The 22,103-nt window shown below is 49.3% G+C and carries 22 protein-coding genes; 4 read left to right on the top strand and 18 right to left on the bottom strand.

Annotated elements, in window-relative coordinates; genetic code table 11:
- Window positions 1-113: 113 nt before the first annotated feature.
- From U0008_RS12240 to U0008_RS12230, 3 genes are all read left to right on the top strand, one after another.
- Window positions 114-1,370 carry a nucleoside permease gene (locus U0008_RS12240; RefSeq protein WP_043493598.1) on the top strand — a complete coding sequence of 419 codons (1,257 nt, stop codon included), beginning with the start codon at window positions 114-116 and terminating at the stop codon, window positions 1,368-1,370.
- Between the two features lie 77 nt (window positions 1,371-1,447).
- Window positions 1,448-2,488 (top strand): ADP-ribosylglycohydrolase family protein, encoded by a 1,041-nt coding sequence (locus tag U0008_RS12235; RefSeq protein ID WP_043493595.1) that lies wholly within the window; start codon window positions 1,448-1,450, stop codon window positions 2,486-2,488.
- Window positions 2,488-3,435, top strand: a complete 948-nt coding sequence (locus U0008_RS12230; RefSeq protein ID WP_043493593.1) for a PfkB family carbohydrate kinase — start codon at window positions 2,488-2,490, stop codon at window positions 3,433-3,435. Before U0008_RS12235 ends, U0008_RS12230 begins: the two co-directional genes overlap by 1 nt.
- 9 nt (window positions 3,436-3,444) lie before the next feature.
- Here the strand turns inward: U0008_RS12230 and U0008_RS12225 are convergent, their stop codons facing one another.
- The 12 genes from U0008_RS12225 to focA all read right to left on the bottom strand — a co-directional run bounded on the left by U0008_RS12225 (window position 3,445) and on the right by focA (window position 13,995).
- Window positions 3,445-3,810, bottom strand: coding sequence for a helix-turn-helix domain-containing protein (locus U0008_RS12225; RefSeq protein WP_043493592.1), 366 nt, complete (start codon window positions 3,808-3,810; stop codon window positions 3,445-3,447).
- Window positions 3,803-4,204: a type II toxin-antitoxin system RelE/ParE family toxin gene (locus U0008_RS12220; protein ID WP_051874147.1), complete on the bottom strand. Its 402-nt coding sequence runs from the start codon at window positions 4,202-4,204 to the stop codon at window positions 3,803-3,805. The genes U0008_RS12225 and U0008_RS12220 overlap by 8 nt, the downstream gene beginning before the upstream one ends.
- A gap of 294 nt (window positions 4,205-4,498) precedes the next feature.
- Window positions 4,499-5,260 carry a GntR family transcriptional regulator gene (locus tag U0008_RS12215; protein WP_043493589.1) on the bottom strand — a complete coding sequence of 254 codons (762 nt, stop codon included), beginning with the start codon at window positions 5,258-5,260 and terminating at the stop codon, window positions 4,499-4,501.
- A gap of 185 nt (window positions 5,261-5,445) precedes the next feature.
- A complete protein-coding gene (purB, locus tag U0008_RS12210; RefSeq protein WP_043493587.1) occupies window positions 5,446-6,816 on the bottom strand; it encodes an adenylosuccinate lyase in 1,371 nt (456 codons plus the stop codon).
- A gap of 155 nt (window positions 6,817-6,971) precedes the next feature.
- On the bottom strand, window positions 6,972-7,598 hold the full coding sequence (hflD, locus tag U0008_RS12205) for a high frequency lysogenization protein HflD (RefSeq protein WP_040046563.1): 627 nt from the start codon (window positions 7,596-7,598) through the stop codon (window positions 6,972-6,974).
- A 169-nt stretch (window positions 7,599-7,767) separates the two neighbouring features.
- The gene (locus U0008_RS12200) at window positions 7,768-8,826 is read right to left on the bottom strand and encodes a GGDEF domain-containing protein (RefSeq protein ID WP_043493584.1); all 1,059 of its coding nucleotides are present in this window, start codon (window positions 8,824-8,826) and stop codon (window positions 7,768-7,770) included.
- A 158-nt stretch (window positions 8,827-8,984) separates the two neighbouring features.
- Window positions 8,985-10,088: a tRNA 2-thiouridine(34) synthase MnmA gene (gene mnmA, locus U0008_RS12195; protein WP_043493582.1), complete on the bottom strand. Its 1,104-nt coding sequence runs from the start codon at window positions 10,086-10,088 to the stop codon at window positions 8,985-8,987.
- A 150-nt stretch (window positions 10,089-10,238) separates the two neighbouring features.
- Window positions 10,239-10,922 (bottom strand): anti-sigma factor, encoded by a 684-nt coding sequence (locus tag U0008_RS12190; RefSeq protein ID WP_043493580.1) that lies wholly within the window; start codon window positions 10,920-10,922, stop codon window positions 10,239-10,241.
- Window positions 10,919-11,482, bottom strand: a complete 564-nt coding sequence (locus tag U0008_RS12185) for a sigma-70 family RNA polymerase sigma factor (protein WP_043493578.1) — start codon at window positions 11,480-11,482, stop codon at window positions 10,919-10,921. Before U0008_RS12185 ends, U0008_RS12190 begins: the two co-directional genes overlap by 4 nt.
- A 58-nt stretch (window positions 11,483-11,540) precedes the next feature.
- A complete protein-coding gene (locus U0008_RS12180) occupies window positions 11,541-12,125 on the bottom strand; it encodes a fasciclin domain-containing protein (protein ID WP_025797035.1) in 585 nt (194 codons plus the stop codon).
- 98 nt (window positions 12,126-12,223) lie between these two features.
- Window positions 12,224-12,949 (bottom strand): hypothetical protein, encoded by a 726-nt coding sequence (locus U0008_RS12175; RefSeq protein ID WP_043493576.1) that lies wholly within the window; start codon window positions 12,947-12,949, stop codon window positions 12,224-12,226.
- A 188-nt stretch (window positions 12,950-13,137) separates the two neighbouring features.
- A complete protein-coding gene (gene focA, locus U0008_RS12170; protein ID WP_043493574.1) occupies window positions 13,138-13,995 on the bottom strand; it encodes a formate transporter FocA in 858 nt (285 codons plus the stop codon).
- 286 nt (window positions 13,996-14,281) lie between these two features.
- On the opposite strand from focA, the gene U0008_RS12165 reads away from it, so the two are divergent.
- Complete coding sequence (locus tag U0008_RS12165; RefSeq protein WP_025797028.1) at window positions 14,282-16,294, top strand: sigma 54-interacting transcriptional regulator; 2,013 nt, start codon at window positions 14,282-14,284, stop codon at window positions 16,292-16,294.
- 49 nt (window positions 16,295-16,343) lie between these two features.
- On the opposite strand, the gene U0008_RS12160 is transcribed toward U0008_RS12165, so the two are convergent.
- The 6 genes from U0008_RS12160 to hyfE are packed head-to-tail and all read right to left on the bottom strand — an operon-like array spanning window position 16,344 to window position 22,092.
- Window positions 16,344-16,775: a formate hydrogenlyase maturation HycH family protein gene (locus U0008_RS12160; RefSeq protein ID WP_043493572.1), complete on the bottom strand. Its 432-nt coding sequence runs from the start codon at window positions 16,773-16,775 to the stop codon at window positions 16,344-16,346.
- Window positions 16,775-17,551: an NADH-quinone oxidoreductase subunit B family protein gene (locus U0008_RS12155; RefSeq protein WP_043493569.1), complete on the bottom strand. Its 777-nt coding sequence runs from the start codon at window positions 17,549-17,551 to the stop codon at window positions 16,775-16,777. Before U0008_RS12155 ends, U0008_RS12160 begins: the two co-directional genes overlap by 1 nt.
- Entirely contained in the window at window positions 17,548-18,099 is a 552-nt protein-coding gene (gene hyfH / locus U0008_RS12150; RefSeq protein WP_025797025.1) for a hydrogenase 4 subunit H, read from the bottom strand. The genes U0008_RS12155 and hyfH overlap by 4 nt, the downstream gene beginning before the upstream one ends.
- Before the next feature lie 10 nt (window positions 18,100-18,109).
- The gene (locus tag U0008_RS12145) at window positions 18,110-19,897 is read right to left on the bottom strand and encodes a hydrogenase large subunit (RefSeq protein WP_172625151.1); all 1,788 of its coding nucleotides are present in this window, start codon (window positions 19,895-19,897) and stop codon (window positions 18,110-18,112) included.
- Window positions 19,851-21,437, bottom strand: coding sequence for a hydrogenase 4 subunit F (locus tag U0008_RS12140; protein ID WP_043493563.1), 1,587 nt, complete (start codon window positions 21,435-21,437; stop codon window positions 19,851-19,853). The genes U0008_RS12145 and U0008_RS12140 overlap by 47 nt, the downstream gene beginning before the upstream one ends.
- A 4-nt stretch (window positions 21,438-21,441) precedes the next feature.
- Window positions 21,442-22,092 carry a hydrogenase 4 membrane subunit gene (gene hyfE / locus U0008_RS12135; protein WP_025797022.1) on the bottom strand — a complete coding sequence of 217 codons (651 nt, stop codon included), beginning with the start codon at window positions 22,090-22,092 and terminating at the stop codon, window positions 21,442-21,444.
- Window positions 22,093-22,103: the final 11 nt, after the last annotated feature.

The raw sequence follows: 22,103 nt of genomic DNA, 5'->3' as shown, positions 1-22,103 counted from the left end.
ATCGAGAGAGTAAATATGATTGTTCGATTCAGCTCTCGGTTTTATTTCAATGGTATTATTAAGGTACTACACAATGAAAGGGTTCTTAGTCCATTCGTGTGCAAGGAAATCAAATGCAAACAGTTAATAATAACAATACTAAACTATCCGTGATGATGTTCGTGGAGTGGTTTATTTGGGGCGCATGGTTTGTGCCGCTTTGGCAGTATCTGAATAAACTCGGTTTTTCGCCTTCAGAGATTGCATGGTCATATAGCAGCACGGCGATTGCGGCAATATTGTCTCCAGTGCTCGTAGGGGTCATTGCCGATCGCTATTTTGCGGCACAAAAGGTGCTGGGGTGGCTGCATTTGGTGGGCGGCGCGCTCATGTTGCTGCTGGCGTGGCAGACACAGTTCTCAACGTTTTTCCCTCTGCTGGTGGTTTATGCTTTGACGTATATGCCAACCGTAGCGCTGACTAACAGTATCGCCTTTGCCAATATTCGTGATACTGAAAAAGACTTTCCCCGAATCCGCGTATTAGGCACCTTAGGTTGGATTGCTTCAGGATTAGTCGTTGGTTTTATGCTGCCGCCATTGCTGGGGATGGATAACGTTTCGGATACCAATATGCCGCTGATTGTCACGGCGCTGGCTTCCGTATTGTTAGGCTTGTACAGCTTTATGCTGCCAAATACGCCGCCGAAAGTGGGTCAACGTACCGATATTAAAGATTTGCTCGGACTGAATGCGCTGGGCCTGCTGCGTGACCGATCTTTTGCGATTTTTGCGCTGTGTTCGTTTCTCTTCTGTATGCCTCTGGCCTTCTACTATCAATTTGCCAATGGTTACCTCACGCAGGTGGGCTTAGAAAATGCCACCGGCTGGATGACGCTCGGGCAGGTGTCTGAGATCTTCGCCATGCTGGCGTTGCCGTTCTTGTTAAAGCGTTACGGCATCAAAAAAGTGCTACTGCTGGGCTTTGTCACCGCGGGTATTCGCTATGTGCTGTTTATCTATGGCGGCACGGCGGATGTGCTGATGTATAGCATGTTGTTTATCGGCATTTTGCTACACGGCGTTAGCTACGACTTCTACTTTGTGACCGGCTATATCTACGTGGATAAAAAAGCGCCTGCGCATATGCGAACAGCGGCGCAGGGTTTGATCACTCTTATTTGCCAAGGCTTCGGCAGCTTTATCGGTAACTGGCTGGGAGGTCGCGCAATGACTGCTTTCCAATTACCTGAAGCGCACAACGGTATGACCTTCGACTGGTTTACCGTGTGGGGCGTGGGTGCGGCGATGGTCTTTGCCGTGATGCTGCTCTTCATTCTCTTTTTCCGTGAAAAGAACCGTGAAATTACGCAGGTTGCTATCGGAAATTAATACCGTTTTTATTTAATCTTACGGCGGCTTGGCAGCTTTCTGAATCAGTCGCCGATGAAATATTGAGGTTGTTTGTTATGGACTTACACGTATCTTCACAGGCAGAAGTGGCTCTCCAACAGCGAATTCTGGGTGCACTTTATGGTCAAATGCTGGGCGATTCACTTGGGATGCCTTCTGAGCTTTGGCCACGTTCGCGCGTGCGTAGTCATTTTGGCTGGATTGACCGCTTCTTAGATGGCCCTCAGGAAAACAACGCTGCATGTTATTTCACCGCCGGACAATTCACCGATGACACTTCGATGGCACTGGCATTAGCTGACGCGCTGGTAGAGGCTAACGGAAAAGTGGTCCCTGAGCTGATTGCGAGAAACGTCATTCGTTGGGTAGATAGCTTCGATGCGTTTAATAAGAATATTTTAGGCCCAAGTTCAAAAGTGGCGCTGCGTGAACAGAAAGAAGGCAAGCCAATTAGCAGTTTAGAAAACAACGGAGTGACCAACGGCGCGGCGATGCGCGTTTCTCCTTTGGGATGCGTGCTTCCTTCGGCTCCGTTGCGTACTTTTGTTGACCAAGTATGGGAGGCCTCAAGTCCAACGCATAAATCAGATATTGCGGTAGCCGGTGCCGTGGTGATCGCATGGGCAGTGTCGAAGGCCGTTGAAGGTGCCTCGTGGGAAGAGATTAAAATAGCGTTGCCTGCCGTGGCCACCTATGCGCAAGAGTTCCGACCATCAACGTTCAGCGCATCCTTGGCAGCACGCATTGAGCTGGCGCTTTCGGTGGTTTCTGGTTCTGATGGTATAGAAGACGCCAGCGAGCGCGTTTATCAATTAGTCGGGGCAGGGGTGAGTACCATCGAATCTGTTCCTGCGGCGATTGCGATGGTTGATTTGGCTCAGGGATGCCCAAACCAGTGTGCGGTGCTGTGTGCCAATCTTGGCGGCGACACTGATACCATTGGTGCTATGGCAACGGCTATTTGCGGCGCATTGAAAGGGGTTAACGCAATTAAACCTGAATGGCTGTCAACGCTGCAACAAACTAACCCTATCGATATGACGCGTTATAGCATCGCGTTCGAAAAATTCCGTGCTCAATGGCAGGATGCAAAATAATGAAACCGTGGCTGAACCAATTTTTGTATCAACGAAAGCAGGCGCAGCCGGTCATGGTGCTCGGCGCCTCGGTCATGGACGTGGTGGCAGATACCGATCGTATACCAGAAAAGGGCGGCGATCAGCCCGCCTTTGAGCGCGGTGTTCATCTGGGCGGATGTGCGTTAAACATTGCGCTGGCGCTGCATCGTTTGGGCGTTAGCTGTGTACCCATGCTGCCAATTGGCGAGGGAATGTGGGCAGATCGACTGCGGGCGGCCATGGCGAGCAAAGGCATTCATAGCCAGCTTAATGTCACCGGCGGCGACAATGGTTGGTGTTTGGCGTTGGTTGAACCTGATGGTGAGCGAACCTTTATCTCATTTGACGGTATTGAAAACCAGTGGCAGGCAGAGTGGTTAGCACCGCTGACACCAACGTCGGGCTTTGTGTCTATTTCCGGCTATCAGCTTAGCGTTCCGCGTGGTGAAGTTTTGCTGAATTGGGTTAATGGTTTGCCAACGGATGTGAAAGTGGTGGTGGATTTTGGCCCAAGGCTGGATCGCATTTCACCTCAGATAGTTCAGCAGCTATTGCGCCCTGGCGTTATTCTCACGCTCAATGAGCGTGAAGCCCAGATCCTTGGTATGCAAAAGGATGGCGTTGAGGCGTTTTGTCAGCAGCTTCATCAGCAAACCAAAGAGCTGGTGGTGGTCAGAATGGGAGAGGCTGGCTGTTACTATCACCACGCGGATGATGAAAAAGGCTGGGCTGATGCTTGCCTCGTCAACGTGGTTGATACGATTGGCGCCGGTGATAGTCATTGTGCTGGACTGCTGGCAGGGTTGGCCTGCGGGTTGTCAGCCAAGGATGCGTTGACGCTAGCCAACCATATCGCTGCCTACGTAGTCTCTTTTCGCGGCGGTGATTGTGCACCGACCATAGAAGAGTTAGCTGAATTTTTCTAACCCTACGCGCTATTCAATCACTAAACGTGCTCGCTTGCCGGTCATGCTCAGCATGCCGACAAGTGAGTCGATAGTAAACTTCTCCGTTTTTTGGTTCACCACGTCAGATACTCTCGGGCGCGAAATATTCAATATTTCTGCGGCGGCGCTTTGTTTAAGATTGTTAGACGCAATCCACTGGGTAATTTCTACCATCAGGGTGATCTTCATCTCTAACTCGGCGTTTATCTGGGTGAGAGATTCCGCATGCAGTTGCTGAGCTTGGCTGTCAGAAAAACCAAGGTCTGCAAAAATATTGCCATCAGCTTCGGTGAAATGGCGAGACTGAGTATCAATGTGGTTATTTACGTGGTTATTTACGTTGTGATTACTCATGTTTAAGACTCCTTTCTTTGACGATTTCTTTATACCGCAACATGACGATTTCATTGTCTATGCGCGAGGTCTTTTGCGTTTTCTTCGTAAAGCAATGCAGCACATAGACTGATTCGACAAATGTTGCGACATACATGATTCTGTATTGGTTATTATCGTTATCTATTCGGATTTCAACGATGCCGGAGCCAAGATCGTTTCTCGGCTTCCAGTGCCGAGGTTCAAGGCCATATTGAACACGATGAAGCTCAAACCCCGCCGTTTTTTTAACTTCATCGCAGAAGGAGAGCAGCACCTTCTTAGATGTTCCCCTCCAGTCGATAGGTTTAACACTAGGCGTTAGTTTTAAACCAGAAACCGTTATGGCAATGAAAGTCCTTTTTTGATCACACATGGTGTCGATCCTTTTGTGTATAAAATTTTATACCTGTTTGTATGCTTTGCAAGCAGTATTTTCAGATGCACACCAACATAATTCGGCATGAGGTGGTCCGGGAGAAGAGTAATCCTGAGTAAATTTAATTGCTTGGGGAAAATTCATTGGTGATAAAAGTGTGCGAGGCTGTGCACAGCGCGGTAAAGCTTGAAAGGCAATTACTAAATAAACTTGCGGAGAGATTCGCAAAGAAGGAAATAAAAAAGCGCCACTCGATTGGTGAGTTGCGCTTTGATGATGAGGCGTTAGAACTCAGTCTTCGGTGGAGTACTCATACATATCGCCACGGCAATAGTTGATGCTGTACTCCAACGGCCGCAGTTCGTGATCGAGTAAGGTCTGACGGATCACCAACATTGCCGCAGGTTCTTTGATCAGCAGTTTTTCGCGCAGTTCGTTATTCGCTAAGCAGGCGCTAATTTGGCTATAAAGCTTACCAAATTGGATCTGGCGGCTGCGCAAGTAGTCGTACAGTGAATTGCCGATTTGCTCAACGTCATCAATGGCGTTTTCAACCACGTATGAAATAGCGACGGAAACAGGGCTGTGATCCACAGTACGAATACGTTCTAGGCGGAATACCGAACTGTTTTGTGGAATATTCAGCTTTTCAGCAACGTTGACTGAGGCAGTCACGCGCTCACGCTTGATCCACACTGAGCCAGGCGTTCGGCCTTGTAAATTCACCTCACCGGAAAACCCTTTAATGGTCGCGAGGGAGTAGGCCAGCGGCGGCGTAGGGGTATTTTTCACCATGGTACCAAAGCCACGGCCACGGCCGATAATATCGTCTTGCTCAAGGCATGCCAGCGCCTTACGCACCGTAATTCTGGATATTTTTAACGCGTCGGTGAAAGCGCGTTCGCTGGGCAGAAAATCGCCTGGTTTGACGATCCCTTGATCAATGGCTTCACGGAGAGATTCATTAAATCGAAGATAGATTGGCATCGAGCCAGTTTGGGCAATATCTTGCTGTAATTTATTTAATAACTGCAGGCTATTTTCTGCGCTCATAGCGTTGAACGTCCGGATTATTTGTATTGATTAAGACGGATGAGATCCTCAGTGTAGACCGTGATTTCAGATTGCAGAAGGAAAAATGCGTGATTTCGTGGCAGGGATTTATATCGAAGCACAAAATACAACAGGTTGAATGAAAACTGCCCGCAATCGCGGGCAGCTTGAAGAGGAAATGCTAATTATTTCAGCTTATCAACGAGAGTAATAGCTTCACCAATATAATTGGCTGGTGTCATGGCTTTCAGGCGCGTTTTCTCGTCGTCTGGCAGAGCTAGCCCATCGATAAATGCCTGCATGCCCGCCGCGTCAACACGTTTACCGCGCGTTAACTCTTTCAGTTTTTCATACGGTTTTTCGATGCCGTAACGGCGCATCACGGTCTGAATTGGTTCGGCCAACACTTCCCAGTTGTGATCCAGCTCATCCAGAAGATGATCGCGATTCACTTCCAGTTTGCTAATTCCTTTCAGGGTGGACTGATAAGCAATTAACGCATAGCCCAGTCCAACGCCTAAGTTGCGCAGTACGGTGGAATCCGTCAGATCGCGCTGCCAGCGTGAAACCGGCAATTTAGCGGCCAAATGTCCCAGAACAGCATTCGATAGACCCAAATTGCCTTCAGAGTTTTCGAAGTCGATTGGGTTGACTTTGTGCGGCATGGTTGAGGAGCCGATTTCGCCCGCGATGGTTTTCTGTTTGAAATGGCTAAGTGCGATATAGCCCCAAATGTCGCGGTCAAAATCGAGCAGAATGGTGTTGAAGCGTGCGATGCAATCGAACAGTTCTGCAATATAGTCATGCGGTTCAATTTGCGTGGTGTATGGGTTCCATTGGATACCCAGAGACGTGACGAACTCTTCGCTAAACTGATGCCAGTTAACTTCAGGGTATGCCACCACGTGGGCGTTATAGTTACCCACCGCGCCGTTAATTTTGCCGAGGATATCAACGTTACCCAACTGTCTGAACTGGCGTTCCATACGGTAAGCCACGTTGGCAAATTCTTTGCCTACGGTTGAAGGCGTTGCTGGCTGACCGTGGGTGCGAGAGAGAAGGGGAATATCGCGGTATTCCTGAGACAGGCCGGCAATAGCATCGATGATTTTGCGCCACTGCGGCTTGATCACTTCTTCACGCGCGGTGTTCAACATCAGCGCATGAGACAGGTTGTTAATGTCTTCAGAGGTACAAGCAAAATGGATGAACTCGGATACCGCGTGCAGCGCAGGAACTTCGGCAACTTTTTCTTTCAGGAAGTATTCTACAGCTTTAACATCATGATTGGTGGTGCGCTCGATGGTTTTGATGCGCTGAGCGTCTTGTTCGCTGAATTCGGCGACAATTTTGTCAAGGTAAGCGTTTGCGTCGGCGTCAAAAGCCGGAACTTCGCGGATTTCTGCACAGGCTGCTAATTTCTGCAACCAACGTACTTCTACCTGCACACGGAACTTCAGCAGACCATATTCACTGAAAATCGGACGCAGCGAGGTGACTTTATCGCCATAGCGGCCGTCAATCGGTGACACAGCGGTCAGAGAGGATAATTCCATCGGTAGCAACTCCTGAGGGATTGTGGTGGATATTGAAAAACGTAACCAATCGGTAAATCTTCCAGCGAGCGATCGCTGGGCTAACTATTCTTTAGAATCTAAAAAATTCTTTAGAACCAACAACATATTGTCTTTAGAACTGACAAGACGTTGGATTAACAATGCGTAAGTAAATTTTGGGCCATCTGGAATAAACGATTACGCGAGAACATCAGCTGCAAGCGCCCGCCGCCAACCTGCTGCCACAAGATCCCAGAGCGAATACCCGCTAACAATGCAGCGCGTACTTTGGCTTGAATTAGCGGATTTTGCAGGATAGTTGGGGAGCCAGTGACCTGAATGCGAGGGCCTAATGGGCTTACGACGTCAACGTAAATCGAGGCTAAAGAGCTAACAATCGTTTCAGATTCAAGATCAAAATGTGCCAGTTGGCGGTCTAGAACATTGATACGGTCAGACAGCGTTTGCATGGCAGCATTGTTGCCAAATAACTTGCGTTCTAACACCATTAGACTCAGACAATAACGCGTTAACTCCGCGCCAGGCCCTTGGCGATTGGCATTCAGCACGTTTAACAGCGTTTCGAGGCCTAACTTAAGATCGCGCTCATGATCGCCGAATACGGCCAGCGTCGATGGCGGGTTAGTTTGAAGAATACTGTTCAGCGACGTTCTCATTGCGGCGTTATCGCACTGACCTTCATGTGCCAGCTGTTGAACCAGTCGGGCTGATTGACAGATACCGGCTAATGCCAAGGTGATGTCGTAGTAGTTCTTCGCCACGGAGACTCCTGTATGCGCGGGCAAGGAAAAATTAACGCAGGTTTAGCAACCCGCGTAGAAATTCAAGCGCAGATCATGCCACAAAGCAGGGCTTAAACACAGAGGCAATCGAGTCCCTTGCTGATATTTGGCTGACGTCTGCTCGATTCCCATGCCGATGGGGCAAACTTTACTCGATAACGACCCTGTTTTTTCCGCTGTGTTTTGCCGTATAAAGCGCGTTATCGGCGCGATTGAGCGTTTCTTCTAAGGTTGCAGTTTTCCCGTCAAATAGGCTAATACCAAATGAGGCCGTGACATGAATTTTTGGCCCATGCGAGAGGAAGAACTTACGGTTGCTGATGGCTAACCGGATACGCTCACAGATGTGATAGGCGCGATTAAGATCGTCATAATTGATAATAAGCGCAAACTCTTCACCGCCAAAGCGTGCCACAAAATCGCTTGAACGGGTGATCAATCGAATCAGTTCGGCCACTTCAATCAGAACCTGATCGCCCGCCAAATGCCCATAGGTATCATTAACGGATTTAAAGTTATCAATATCGATCATCACTAAACAGCAGGGCGAACGTGACTTCGACAACGCCTGCATTTGTTGCTCGAGTGCCTGTCGGTTATGCACTTTCGTCATGGGATCAAGCAAAGATGCTGCGCGGACTTTAAAGAAGGCATCGACGCTGCGGCGCTTGATAGAAAGCGTTTGGTAGCAGACGAGTAAACAAATAAAAGAGACGGTTTGGTAGAGTAAAATATCTAAAACGTGGTCTTTGGTATGCAAAAACGGTAGCACAATTACGACGCGATAAAGCGTGATAAAAACGATCGTTTTGAGATAGGTGCGGAAGGTATTACGCTCCCAGACTTTCGCGATGAGCACTGGCACTAGCATCACCGCCAGTAGCAGATTATCGAGAACGAAACCGCCGGTGGTTGCGAAGTTTACTAGCCATGCGGTGATCCCAGCAATACCGCCACCAAAGAAAGTGACTAACAGCATCGGTACAATTTCGAAGCTGTAGTAAACCTCCTGCGTGAAGTACATTTTACTGCGCGTGAGATAGAGCGAGATGAGTCCCGCGATCACGCCAAATAAAATGCGGCGACTTAACGATGAATGTGAATTTAATGCGTTGTGTTTGCTAAGCACAAAATAACTCACCGACAGCGATGCGTAGGTGACACAAGCATTTATGTAGAGAACATCGAGCGACTGTAACGGATTCATCGTTTATCTCTGATTAGTATTCGTCAGAATATTCTCAGTCTAGCACGCGACTTTCAACCGTAATTTAAGAAAGGATTTATTTATAACTGTCTGAATTTTGTAAATAAGAAAGCCGGAGAACAAAGAATGTGCTCCGGCTTAAGTAAGGTGCTGAAAACTTAGTCAATGATGCGTTGTTCGATAACACCGCCGCCTAAGCAGACTTCGTCGATGTAAAACACGGCAGACTGCCCTGGCGTCACCGCCGCAACAGGTTCGTCGAAGCGAACTTCAATGCGCTCATCATCAATTGGCGTGACGGTACAAGCGATATCCGGCTGGCGATAGCGAGTTTTCACCACGCAACGGAACGGTTCACGCACGGTTTTACGATCGACCCAATGCAGCTGCTGGGCAATTAAACCATTCGAGTACAGGCTTGGGTGGTCGTGGCCTTGAGCAACGAGCAACACGTTGTTTTCAAGATCTTTCTCGACCACATACCAAGGATCTTCACCGCCGTCTTTAGTGCCGCCGATACCGAGCCCCTTACGCTGTCCGAGCGTGTGATACATCAGGCCTTGATGTTGGCCAATCTCTTCACCGTCAACGGTCATGATTTTGCCCGGCTGCGCAGGCAAATAACGGCCAAGGAAATCACGGAATTTACGTTCACCGATAAAGCAGATACCGGTTGAATCTTTCTTCTTCGCGGTCGCAAGATCTAACTGTTCGGCGATTTTGCGAACTTCTGGCTTTTCGAGTTCACCCACAGGGAACAGGCTCTGTGCCACTTGCTCATGGCTCAGCGTATACAAGAAGTAGCTCTGATCTTTGTTGGTATCAATGCCGCGCAGTAGCTGCGTGGTGCCGTTGATATCGCGACGGCGCACATAGTGACCTGTTGCAATGTAGTCAGCGCCTAAGTCTTCAGCGGCGAACTCTAAGAATGCTTTGAATTTGATCTCTTTGTTACACAGGATATCGGGGTTAGGCGTGCGGCCAGCTTTGTATTCGGCTAAGAACAGCTCAAATACGTTATCCCAATATTCTGCCGCAAAGTTAACGGTATGCAGTTCGATACCTAACTTGTCGCAGACTGCTTGAGCATCGGCCAAATCGGTCGCCGCTGAGCAGTACTCTTCATTGTCGTCCTCTTCCCAGTTCTTCATGAACAGGCCAGCAACCTGATATCCCTGTTGTTGTAATAGGTAGGCGGATACGGAGGAATCAACGCCGCCGGACATCCCGACGATCACTTTTTTCTGGCTGTTATCTGACATGAGACTCTCACAGTCTGAGTGGAACACAAATTTAAGGGGCGGATTTTAGCACGAAAGCAGGGCGTGGAAAAAGCACTGCGCCGTATTTTCTAGACGACTGGTCTAGCGGCGCAGGCTGAAGCGATGGGCATATCGAGAACAATGCCTATTTTACAGTTGAATACTGCCTGTAAACAGAACCTTACCTGTTGGCTGTCCGGTTGGGGAACCGCCACGCGGCTCAAGGCTTATGGCCAATAGGCTGCCATTAATAATCGGTTTGCCTAATGCAGAAACGGCACTCAATGCGGTATTGCTGATAATACCGAGTGAAATAGGCTTGCCACCTTTTGGTATTGCCCACAGTTCTAAGCTCCGATCGCTAGGAATATTCAACCCACGTGGAGGTGTTAGTGTTAACGCATGGCTGTCTGGATTTAAGCTAACCTGCCAGCGCATATTATTGTCTTGTGTGGCAAGGACCGCGACTTCAGACGGCGGGGCAAAAGGTTTCACCAATGTTCTTGGGAGCAAGACTAATAACAAGCAGGCCGCCGCTAGTGCAGCTACGCCTATCCAACCATGGCGTTTAATCCAATGCGATTTGATGCTTGTGACGTTGTCATGTTCGCTGTCTAGCTGGCGTACAATATTTTGCCAAACGTGAGCCGGAGGCTGAATTGGCTGATAGAGATCGTCAAGCGGTGCGAGGCCATTTTGCCAACGTAGTACGTGAACTTGCAGCTCAGGCGTTTGTTCTAGCCAACGCTCGAACCGTGCTCGAGGCAAACCGCGTAACGTGCCCAGCACGTATTCGCCAGCCAGTTGTTCGAGATGTTCAGTGCGAGGGATCATAAGCCTAAGCATCCTTTAAGTTGTTCTAGTCCACGGCGTATCCAGCTTTTTATGGTCCCCAGTGGCTGGTGGAGAAAGGCAGAAACTTCGCCATGTGACAGCCCTTGATAATAAGCCAGTACCACGGTTTGCTGCTGATCGGAAGGCAGCCCCGCTAAGCACTCTTTAAGCCGTAAATTTTGCACGTTATCTTGGATGTGCTGTAGCGGATCGTCATTAATGCCGTTGTCACCCATCTCCGTGTCAAATTCGTCATCGGTCGGTATTTCATAGCGTGCGCTACCGCTACGTAAACCATCGATGGCACGATTGCGCACGATATGGGTCAACCAAGTTTGCGGGCTGCTAAGCCCTGGCTGATAGGTAGCCGCTTTGTGCCAAATGGTAATAAAACTCTCTTGCAGAATATCCTGCGCCCATACCGGATTACGCAATATTTGCACGGCAACCGAATAAAGCCTCGGCGACGTCTGGCGATAAAGATCTTCAAAGGCCGCTCGGTTTCCCCGAGCAGCCTCTTGGATTAATCGTGTTAGAGGCTCAATATCGCCGTTATTCATCGTTCTACCTTGTGCAGGAATAATCTACAGAAATCACCTGCAGCAAGTATAGACGGCTTTATTTAGGAAGGAGCACCTTGTCAATGACATCGATGACGCCATTTTTCTGATGAACATCATACGTGCTGATATTAGCGACGCCGCCGTTCGCATCTTTAATCTGAATATTGTGCGGGCCGTTTTGTAATAGCCAGATATCTTGCCCGTTCACCGTTTTAAGCATGGCTTTGCCATTACCTTGATGGATTTTTTTCTCCAGTGCTTTCATATCCAGAGAACCGGGAACCACATGATATGTGAGTACAGACACCAGTTTGGCTTTGTTTTCCGGCTTTAACAGGGTATCTACTGTACCTGCGGGGAGCGCGGCAAATGCTTCATTGGTTGGCGCAAAGACGGTGTAAGGGCCTTTCCCCTGCAGGGTATCGACTAAACCGGCGGCTTTGACTGCCGCAACCAAGGTGGTGTGATCTTTAGAGTTCACTGCGTTTTCGACGATATTTTTTTGTGGATACATTGTTGCACCACCGACCATGGTAGTACCACCAGACATCATGGAGGCTTCAGACATGTTTTGTGCAAATGCAGAAGCGCCACACACCAGCAGAGATGAGCAAAGTAAGGTACGGGTAAACATATTCATGATGCGTTCCTTATGAGTAGGGGAAAAGTCAGGCTCTGTGCCTCACATACTCATATACGGACGGGCAGGCGGATTGGATGCAGAAAAATGAAAATATTTTAGCTTTTCTTTCGATCCCACTCGCCATCATCAAATGCTTCATCTGGAGTCGCCCCATGACGCAGTAAACGACAAATGGCACCGTAAGATTTATTTGGCATCAAACTTTCATAGGCATCGCGAATGGAACGGTAGCTATTTCCATGAACGCAGATGCCATTTTCGGTGCCAGTGCAGCGGTTGTGTACGATCAATGATTCAGAGAGAATCAGCCGATAGGTGGAAATCTCCCGCCAGGAAAAATCAATAATGTCATAGGGATGAATGCCTGCGGCGGCAGAGCGCCAACGAATGTAATAGGGCTGTTCTTCATCGTAGAGGTAAACACACTGCAGCTTTTTCGCCCCCCGCATCTTGAGATGATTAAAGAGGTCAAAGCTATTCTTCTTCGACCACTGATAAAGGTCGCGAACGCTCCAGTTATTCACGCGAAATACGCGTCCCGCTTGTAGATGGTTTTGATTTCTGTTCGTGGGTCGGTCAAAAGTGTGGTAGCGGTAGATATGCCATGCTTTTGTTGCTTGGCTGAGTAATCTTTCAAGATGATGAGAATGCTCTCCGCTTATGGGAAGGTTTACGCCAGTGTGCATCTGATATAACGTTTGTAAATGTGTCAAGAAGCAGGTTTTTTTCGGTTTGCCGTAACGTTCAAAATACGCGATAAAACAGACCGAAAGGTCCTCTATCATGTCATGTTGAATAAGATTAACCTGCTTCTTTGGCATATAAAATGTGCCTATTTATCTTGGTATATTGGCAGTTAAAAATGATATTTTTAAATCGTCAAATCTGACGAATTCAAATAAAACTCATCGGTTCAGATATTACGCGTAACTTTTTTTTCATGTCTATCACAATGGCAGTGCGCCATTATGATAATGAGTGATTCATATCGTCATTAATGACGATGATATTACCGTTCATTTTTAGGATGCCGTAAGTAAATCATCCAATAGGTAATGCCCACTAATACGCCACCGCCGATAATATTACCAATAGTAACGGGGATAAGATTGTCAGTAATAAAATTATTTACGGTCAGAGCAGAAAACCGATCCGGTGTGGTATTCAGTGTTTGCCAGAATATATCGGGTGAAAAATTGCGAATAACGATCGCCAGTGGGATAAGAAACATATTGGCAATGCTGTGCTCAAAACCGCTGGCGACGAACATGCCGATAGGTAATAAGAGGGCGGCAATTTTGTCGACCAAAGTACGCCCAGAGTAACTGAGCCATACGGCAAGGCAAACCATTAGGTTGCACAATATGCCGAGGCATACCGCTTCAATAAACGTATGATGCATTTTGTGATCGGCGGTCTGTAAAACGTTGAGCCCCCACTGGGCGTTGCTATTCATCGCTTGACCTGCGAACCAGATAAGCGCAACCAGCAGCATAGCGCCGACAAAATTTCCGATGTACACAATGATCCAGTTGGTTATTAATTGACGCCAGTTGATGAGACCACTGGCCTTAGCCATCACGGTAAGCACCGAAGAAGTAAAGAGATCGGCACCACAAACGACAACCAGAATCAGTCCTAAGGCAAAGCATAACCCGCCCGCCAGCTTGGTGACTCCTGTTGCGGGCGCAGGGCCCATTGTCACGGTGATGTAGAAGACAAAGGCGAGGGAAATAAATACGCCAGCGGTTAATGCGAGAAAGAATGAGAGCTCTTTCTTTTTCGTTGCTTTATATAATCCTGCTTGTTCAGCGACTTTTGCCATTTCATCCGGCAAGCGTAAATCAAATGGATTGCCTGTGCTCATAGCTAACTCCTGTCATATCATCTGATATAAAAAAGGAACGAATTGAAAGTGTGATTCTATATTCACGTTAAAACATGCACGTTGCGTACCAAAAAACTTTATGGCGAATGTGGAATAACTATCGAGATCACAAAAATTGATTATTAAAGATGACGCGGATATATGCGGATGATAGACAATAAAAAATATCCTGTTCTGATCAAAGAATAATGTGTCACTTGTTATATTAATTTAAAAACGTATTACACTGGGGGTTCAATAATCAGAATGATAACGTTGCGATATTATGAAGCCGAGCGAAACGAGTATTCTTACTAGCGTTGTTACTCCGCAAAATTTACCGTGGCAGGAGGTTGTCTCTCTGGTTACGCAGCAGTTGCTTGGCCAAACCGACAGCATTTCTGCACTCAAAGCATTTATCCCTCTACCGCCCCCCTTTAGCCCTGTGCAATTTATCGAACTTCATCTCAACGACGGTGTTTATTATCGCTGTTTTGACGATGGTAGCGTTGAGCGCTCGGCAACGGCTTTTTCGGGGAGTGTGAGCGACACCAATTTGCACGTGGTCAAGCTTGCGGGCAGTACGTTGGTTGAGCTCAGATTTGTGCGTAATGACGGAGGGCTGTTTACCGCCGACGATAAAGTGCTTTTTTCCTGGCTCGCGCGGTTAGTCACCCCGGTTATTGAAGGCCTACTGGAGCAAGAACGCCTGCGGGAAGAGTGCGTGAATTTAAGCCATGAACGCGATCAGTGTCAGATTTTGGTGGATACCACCAATTCTGTGCTATCGCATCTTGAAACAGATGCGCTGGTGGCAGAAGTATCGAAAGAGATCCATCGTTTTTTTGGCATTGCATCGATTGGCATGGCGTTACGCGACGCCGGTAAGCAGCAAAGTTTGGTGGTATACGCCAGTGACTATTTGCCTCATCAATCTGTTACCTGCCGTCAATTTTCTCTTGAGCTGGATGGCAGCATGGTGGCGCGTTCACTGCATGAAAATCAGTCTATTCTGGTGCAAACCCATAAGCATTTAGCCGATTGGAGACAAGATCCGTTGCTTCAGACATTGGCTCAAAAAGGCATGCAGGCGGCTTTTTTTCTGCCGTTATCGTTTAACCACAAGCCTCTTGGCGTTCTGATTTTAGCACATCCCGATCCCGCTATTTTTACCCGCGATAGCTGCCAGCTTTTGGCTCAGATCGCGGCCCGTATCGGCATTGCGGTGGAAAACGCCGACGCTTATGGGCAGATCACCCGCAGTAAAGATAGTCTGGCGCATGAAAATATCTGGCTCAATGAACAGATCCAAAATAGCGACGGGTTCAGCGATATTATTTACCAAAGCCAAGCGATGAGTGATGTGGTTGAGCAAATGGAAATGGTCGCTGAAAGCGATAGCACCGTATTAATTTTGGGGGAAACGGGAACCGGCAAAGAGATGGTGGCTCGCGCCATTCATAAGCTTAGCGCCAGACATAATAACCCCATGATAAAAATGAACTGTGCGGCGGTGCCTTCCAGTCTGCTGGAGAGCGATTTGTTTGGCCATGATAAAGGGGCATTTACCGGTGCTACCAATACCCATCTTGGGCGCTTCGAAATGGCCGAGGGCGGAACGTTATTTTTAGATGAGATCGGCGATATGCCGCTTGAACTGCAACCTAAACTGCTGCGAGTTTTACAAGAGCGGGAGATTGAGCGTTTAGGGGGAAATCGCGTAATTCCTGTTAACGTACGTGTGATTGCAGCGACCAACCGTGATTTGCAACATATGGCAGCTGAACGTGAGTTTCGTGGCGATCTTTATTACCGGCTAAATGTGTTTCCGATCTTGTTGCCTCCGTTGCGTGAAAGGCCAGACGACATTCCCTTATTGGCTAAATTTTTCACTCAAAAACTGGCTCGCCGCATGAATCGTGATATTGACAGTATTCCCGCCGAAGCCTTGGAACATTTGAGCCGATATCCTTGGCCAGGCAACGTGCGTGAGCTGGAAAACGTAATTGAAAGGGCGGTGATTTTGACCCGTCGCGGGCCGCTTAATTTGCAGCTTAATGATTTGCGCATCCCTGCAACCAAAAGCCATGTGGCAGACAAAATCTCTAAAATGGCGCAGATCCTGCAAACCAAAGCACCAGAAAATGATGAAGAAGAAAGAGAGCGTATTGTTCAGGTGCTGCGTGAAACTAACGGCATTGTGGCGGGGCCACGCGGTGCGGCGGTTAAACTGGGCATCAAACGCACCACGTTGCTCTCGCGGATGCAGCGTTTAGGCATTTCTGCCCGAGAAGTATAAGTTTGGGAAGCACATTGCTGTGCTTCTTCTTCATTTTGTCGTGAGGCAATTAGATATTGGACGGTGTCTTTTTTACCATCAGATAGATGGCGGGTTCGTTAACTATTTCGGTTAACAAACGGATTAAGGTTGAACTCCATTCGGCAAAAGGTGCCGCTGCTGACTCACATAGCGGCGCAAACGCGTTGGCGAGCATTTGAGTGTGCGTAATATCAATCGTTATCTCGCCAAAAGTGAGTAAACCACGCATTTTACGCAATGCTTCACCCTCAGGTAAGAGTGAAATCCAGTTCTGGTAAGCTTCTAAAGAGCAGGTCAGCTCGGTATTCAGACAGTCAATCACGCCCACGTGATGACCAATCGCCAAGGAGTAATACATCACCTGCTGTGCCTGTTCGGGAACATCGCCGCTATCAAGAAATTTTTGCCGCAGTGACCAAAAGACCACATTGTTCTTATTTGGTTTTTCCTCGCCAGTCATTACCGACCTCCCGTTGCCAGCAGGCTTTGTAGCCGATGCACGATTTCGTTTAGACGTGGATCGTCAGCACTTTGTAACCATTGTGCAATATTGCCTGCCACGGTGTTGGCATCGCCATTTTGTAGTAGCCCGAGGAAATGATCGCTGATCTCGCGTCCTTGCCGATAACCTGCCAAACGCCGTGCCTCACGCTCGACAAGGATTCTGAGTTCAGGCAGCGTTTGTGGCAGCAATAACGAGGCTTTCTCATTCGCTTGCTGCTGGTGGTTAACGCCTTTAAGTTTTTGATCGAGCAGGCCGAGTGCGACGGCAAAACCGTAAATTGTTGCGGCAGGTGTTGGCGGGCAACCGGGGATCCAAACATCAATCGGAACAATCGTATCGCTGCCGCCCCATACGCAATACAGATCGTGGAAAATGCCTCCACCGCAGCCGCAGGCGCCGTAAGAAATACAGATTTTAGGATCGGGCGCTGCTTCATAAGCACGTAATGCCGGAACGCGCATCGCCCGCGTGACGGCGCCGGTAAACAGAAGAATGTCGGCATGGCGCGGTGAAGGAACCACTTTGATACCAAAACGCTCGGCGTCAAACAGGGGGGTGATCGCGGCGAATATTTCTATTTCGCATCCGTTGCAGCCGCCGCAGTCGACGCGATAGACATAGGCTGAACGTTTAATATCCCTGAGCAGAGTTTGTTTGAGCGCCGTTGCCGACTCATCCAATTGAATGGGTTTACTGGCTGTGTGACCTATCTGACTCGGTGTGTGGCTCATTGATTTTTCTCCCCAACGTGATAGCTCAGGTTCTGATGCTCATGATGGCTTAGGTCATCTCTACGTCGGCAGCGAGGGCAGGTTTCAAACTTGGGGCGCATTTCCTCAACGCTGGCGGCATCGACGCCAGACTGGATCAGCAGCGCCATGGCATATTCCACCGATTTCACCGGCGTAAAAGGACGATGACAGCTGCGGCAGCTCTGGAGTTGAAACGTTGCCTTTACGTATAAATCGGGCTTGCGGGTGACCGCCATTTCAAACTCAGGTGATAGCACAATCGCTCGCGTTGGGCATACTTCTTCACACCGTCCACAGAAAATACAGCGACCAATAAACAATTGCCAAATGCGCTCGCCGCTCTGGAGATGCGTTTCCATCGTTAATGCGTTAGCAGGGCAGGCGACGGTGCAGGCTCCACAGGCGATGCATTGTTCGGGATCGTATTCCGGTTTGCCACGAAAGCCGGGACAAACGTCCAGCGGCTTGAACGGATATTTCACCGTTGGCTCACCGGCTTTGAGGATGGTCTTAAACAGTTTCAGCATTGTTTACCCCTCATTTCAGCGGTGAATGGTTACGTTCAACGCTATAGCGTTCAATTTCCCGATAGGAGACGGTTTTGGATTTTTTCTTACGCACGTCAACTAGGGTTACCCGATCGGTACAGGAGTAGCAGGGGTCAAGGCTGCCAATGATAAGCGGCGCATCGGAAATGGTGTTTCCGCGCAGCATGTAGCGTAACACCGGCCAGTTGGCGTAGGTTGCTGCGCGACAGCGCCAGCGGAACAATTTTTGGTTGTCACCCAGCATGCTCCAATGCACGTCTTCACCGCGTGGTGCCTCGGCATACCCTAAAGCAAATTTATGTGGTTGATAGGTAAAGCCTTCGACCAGCAGATTGCCTTCGGGCAGGTTGTCTAAACCGTATTCGATCATGGCTAAAGAATCGAAAACCTCCTTCACGCGCACCATCACGCGCGAGAACACATCGCCGCCGTCGAAGGTAAATAACGTTTTAGGTAGGTTGCCGTAATCGGCATACGGGTGGTCGAAACGCATGTCTCGCTTGAAACCGCTGCCGCGGATCAGTGGCCCAACGGGGCTGAAATCCCGCGCGATTTTACGATCTAAAATGCCCACGCCCTGCGTGCGTTGCTCAATGTTCGGCGTATTCATCAGCATATCGACTAGCTGAGTGACGTCATCGCGCATCTCGTGCACTAATTGCAGGGTTTTCATCTGCTGGGCTTTGAGAATGTCACGACGAATGCCGCCAATGAGATTTAAACCGTAGGTTTTGCGTGCACCGGTGAGCAACTCAGCCATCATCATGGATTTTTCACGTACGCGGAAAAACTGCATGAATCCGGTATCAAAGCCGACAAAGTGGCTCGATAGGCCGAGGTTAAGTAGGTGGCTGTGCAGACGTTCGACTTCTAATAAAATACTGCGAATGGTATGGGCTCGAGGCGGAACCACGATACCGAGCGCATTTTCGACCGAGGTCGTGTAGGCCACGCTGTGGGTGAAGCCACAAATTCCACATACCCGATCTGAGAGGAAGGTGACTTCGTTGTAACCCATGCGGGTTTCAGCCAGCTTTTCCATCCCGCGGTGCACGTAGAAAAGCCGATAGTCAGCATCGATAATCTGCTCGCCGTCGACAAACAAGCGGAAATGTCCAGGTTCATCCGAGGTAATGTGCATCGGGCCAATCGGCACAATACGGTTATCTTTGCCGCCGAGTTCATTGATGAATTCATAGGTTTCGGCATCGGTGGTCGGCATTGGGCGTTGGCGATAATCCATCGCATCTTTGCGCAACGGATACATGCCGTCAGGCCAGTCATCAGGTAGCACTAAGCGCCGCTCATCGGGCAAACCCACCGGTATCAAACCGTACATATCGCGGATTTCACGCTCACCCCATACCGCAGCCGGAACACGAGGGGTGACCGAAGGGAATTCCAGCGTGGTCGCGCTGACCAAGGCTTTCACCGTGACCCAACACTTCTCGCCTTCCTCCATCGACAGCACGTAATAAACCGCAAAATAACCATTTAGGGAACGTTCATCGTTGCCAAATAACACCGGCAGCCAGCCGCCGAGCTGATAGTACAGATATTCCACAATCTCTGGCAGTTCGTTGGTTTTCACCGTAACGGTGAGCTGATCGGCGGTTTGCCACTCTTCGTCCAGTACGCTGTTGGGAAATTTTTCGCGCAGTTTTTTTAAATAACCCGCACCGCGCTTTTCACCCTGTTGATTGCTATTCACCACATTTAGGTAGCTCACATTACTTCTCCATGCAGGATGTTGATGCGCATTGCGCGGACGGCACATGTTGTGCTGCGACCCACGGCCAGTTGAAGGTCGGGGTCTGCGTTGATGATGGATTCATGACGATGGTGGCGGCGTTTTCCAGTAGACGCGTTACCGGTTGGGGAATGTGTGTCCCCATGACCAGCATCAGCACGATCAGGATCACCATCGGTAAGGTGGTGAACAGCCCCAGCTCGCCTTTGCTGACGGCTTCGGGGGCGTCGCCAAACAGAATGCACGCCACCATGCGAACTAAGCCACCGAGTACGATGGTCAGCAGCAGCAAGATAAACACGGTGAGCCAAACATGCCCCGCCGCCAAACCGGCAACAACGGTCATAAACTCACTGATAAAGACGTTAAATGGAGGCATACCTCCGAGCGCTAATGCGCCTCCCGCGAAGAGTACGGCACTGAACGGCATGATTTTGAGCATGCCTTTCACCGCGTGTAGATCGCGCGTGCCGTATTTCAATAACACGTTGCCAGAACCGCAGAACAGCAGGGTTTTGGCGAGGCTGTGATTAAGCGTGTGCAGCAAGGCCGCCAGCACCCCTAGCGGGCCACCGATGCCGATAGCGACCGCAATCAGCCCCATGTTTTCGACGCTGGAGTAGGCCAGTAGGCGCTTGATGTCGCGCTGAACCAGAATAAAGAACGCAGCAACAGCCACAGACAGCAAACCAAATACGATCAGTAATCGGCTTGGGAAAACGGGTCCGATAGCGGCGCTGATAATGATGTAGTAACGGATGATAACGAGCAGCGCGCAGTTTAGCAGCACCGCAGAAAGCAGGGCGCTGGTGGGGCTGGGCGCTTCGCTATGGGCATCCGGTAACCACGCATGCATAGGAAATAGCCCGGTTTTGGTTCCGAAGCCAATCAGGATAAATACAAAGGCTAAATGCATCAGCGTTGGGTCTAGTTCGCTCGCATGCTTAAGGACTTCCGTCCAGAAAATAGCGTTGTTGGCATCGGGCATAAAGCTGGCCGCATTGGCATAAACCAAAATGGTGCCAAACAGGCCGAAGGCGACGCCGACGGTACAAATGATGATGTATTTCCATGCGGCTTCCAGCGACGATCGCTGGCCGTAAATTCCCACCAGAAACGCTGAACTTAAGGTAGTGGCTTCAATGGCGGCCCACATTAAGATGAGGTTGTTGCTGGTGACCACCAGTAGCATGGTGAAGAGAAACAGGTGGAAGAAACCATAGTAATTGCACAGCGTCGGGACGGAAATTTCTCCTTCGTCGACTTCATGGCGCATGTAGCCAATCGAGTAAAGCCCGGTTAAAAAGCCAATCACGCCCAGAATTGCCAAGAATAGGGCGCTGAGACTGTCGATATGCAGCCAGTGGTTAGCCGATAAGAGTTCGCCGTGTTCGGCGGTCATCGCGACCACCCACAGGGCGACGATTAACAGCGCGAGAATGCCAATGCTGTGTAGCGCCGTGACCACGATGCGGGCTGAATCACCCAGCAGGCGGCTGGCAAAGGTTAACAACGAGGCAATTAACGGCGTCGCCAGTAGGAGAAATAAAATCGATTCTTGATTCATCGCGTTACCCCTTCAGCGCCGTGAGTTGTTCAACGTCCAGCGTGTTGAGCGTGCGATAAATTTTGCGCGCTAGCACCGCCATCACGATCACGGCAAAAATGGCATCGGTGGCAATACCGATTTCAACTAACTCTGGTGCACGGAATGCCAGCAGTGCGAGAGTGAGGTGAGAGCCGTTTTCCATCAGGCAGTAGCCAAATACCTGTTTTAAAATATTGCGTTGGGTCACGATACACAGCAGCCCCAATAGGAAGTGCCCAAGAGAGACCGCCAGCGCGGGTTTTAGCGTTGCCAGTAACGGGAGTTGAACCGGTGCCACCACGAACCAACACAGCACAACGATAACGGCAGCAGACAGCATCAGCATCGACATACTGATAATGCTGCCATTGGCGCAGGGGTCTGACAGTTTGCGGAAGGCATAGCCCATAATGAGCGGCACCATCACCACTTTGGTGATGAAAGCGCTGATGGCCCAAAGGGCTAACTGATGAGCCTCAAGGGTTTGCGATAACGTGAAGAATATCAGCACCAGAACCAGCGACTGCAAAGCATAGAGCCAGCAGGAAGCGGTAGGGCGTTTGGCTCCAATGACCAGCAGCGATGTGAGCATCATCAGCCCTGCTAGGTTATTAACGATTAATGATCCGGTCATAGTTGACTCCC

The sequence above is a fragment of the Hafnia alvei genome (genome assembly GCF_034424155.1).
GTDB lineage: Bacteria > Pseudomonadota > Gammaproteobacteria > Enterobacterales > Enterobacteriaceae > Hafnia > Hafnia alvei.
This window is presented reverse-complemented; position numbering and strand designations above follow the sequence as displayed.

Excerpts from the sequence above, each read along its gene's own strand:
- U0008_RS12140 (WP_043493563.1), bottom strand. The coding sequence starts at position 21,437 with ATGAATCAAGAATCGATTTTATTTCTCCTACTGGCGACGCCGTTAATT.
- U0008_RS12145 (WP_172625151.1), bottom strand. The coding sequence starts at position 19,897 with ATGTGCCGTCCGCGCAATGCGCATCAACATCCTGCATGGAGAAGTAAT.
- purB (WP_043493587.1), bottom strand. The coding sequence starts at position 6,816 with ATGGAATTATCCTCTCTGACCGCTGTGTCACCGATTGACGGCCGCTAT.
- mnmA (WP_043493582.1), bottom strand. The coding sequence starts at position 10,088 with ATGTCAGATAACAGCCAGAAAAAAGTGATCGTCGGGATGTCCGGCGGC.
- U0008_RS12175 (WP_043493576.1), bottom strand. The coding sequence starts at position 12,949 with ATGCCAAAGAAGCAGGTTAATCTTATTCAACATGACATGATAGAGGAC.
- U0008_RS12240 (WP_043493598.1), top strand. The coding sequence starts at position 114 with ATGCAAACAGTTAATAATAACAATACTAAACTATCCGTGATGATGTTC.
- hyfE (WP_025797022.1), bottom strand. The coding sequence starts at position 22,092 with ATGACCGGATCATTAATCGTTAATAACCTAGCAGGGCTGATGATGCTC.
- U0008_RS12235 (WP_043493595.1), top strand. The coding sequence starts at position 1,448 with ATGGACTTACACGTATCTTCACAGGCAGAAGTGGCTCTCCAACAGCGA.
- U0008_RS12160 (WP_043493572.1), bottom strand. The coding sequence starts at position 16,775 with ATGACTGGCGAGGAAAAACCAAATAAGAACAATGTGGTCTTTTGGTCA.
- U0008_RS12155 (WP_043493569.1), bottom strand. The coding sequence starts at position 17,551 with ATGAGCCACACACCGAGTCAGATAGGTCACACAGCCAGTAAACCCATT.
- U0008_RS12230 (WP_043493593.1), top strand. The coding sequence starts at position 2,488 with ATGAAACCGTGGCTGAACCAATTTTTGTATCAACGAAAGCAGGCGCAG.
- U0008_RS12190 (WP_043493580.1), bottom strand. The coding sequence starts at position 10,922 with ATGATCCCTCGCACTGAACATCTCGAACAACTGGCTGGCGAATACGTG.
- U0008_RS12225 (WP_043493592.1), bottom strand. The coding sequence starts at position 3,810 with ATGAGTAATCACAACGTAAATAACCACGTAAATAACCACATTGATACT.
- U0008_RS12215 (WP_043493589.1), bottom strand. The coding sequence starts at position 5,260 with ATGAGCGCAGAAAATAGCCTGCAGTTATTAAATAAATTACAGCAAGAT.
- focA (WP_043493574.1), bottom strand. The coding sequence starts at position 13,995 with ATGAGCACAGGCAATCCATTTGATTTACGCTTGCCGGATGAAATGGCA.
- U0008_RS12180 (WP_025797035.1), bottom strand. The coding sequence starts at position 12,125 with ATGAATATGTTTACCCGTACCTTACTTTGCTCATCTCTGCTGGTGTGT.
- U0008_RS12220 (WP_051874147.1), bottom strand. The coding sequence starts at position 4,204 with ATGTGTGATCAAAAAAGGACTTTCATTGCCATAACGGTTTCTGGTTTA.
- hyfH (WP_025797025.1), bottom strand. The coding sequence starts at position 18,099 with ATGCTGAAACTGTTTAAGACCATCCTCAAAGCCGGTGAGCCAACGGTG.
- U0008_RS12200 (WP_043493584.1), bottom strand. The coding sequence starts at position 8,826 with ATGAATCCGTTACAGTCGCTCGATGTTCTCTACATAAATGCTTGTGTC.
- U0008_RS12185 (WP_043493578.1), bottom strand. The coding sequence starts at position 11,482 with ATGAATAACGGCGATATTGAGCCTCTAACACGATTAATCCAAGAGGCT.
- U0008_RS12165 (WP_025797028.1), top strand. The coding sequence starts at position 14,282 with ATGAAGCCGAGCGAAACGAGTATTCTTACTAGCGTTGTTACTCCGCAA.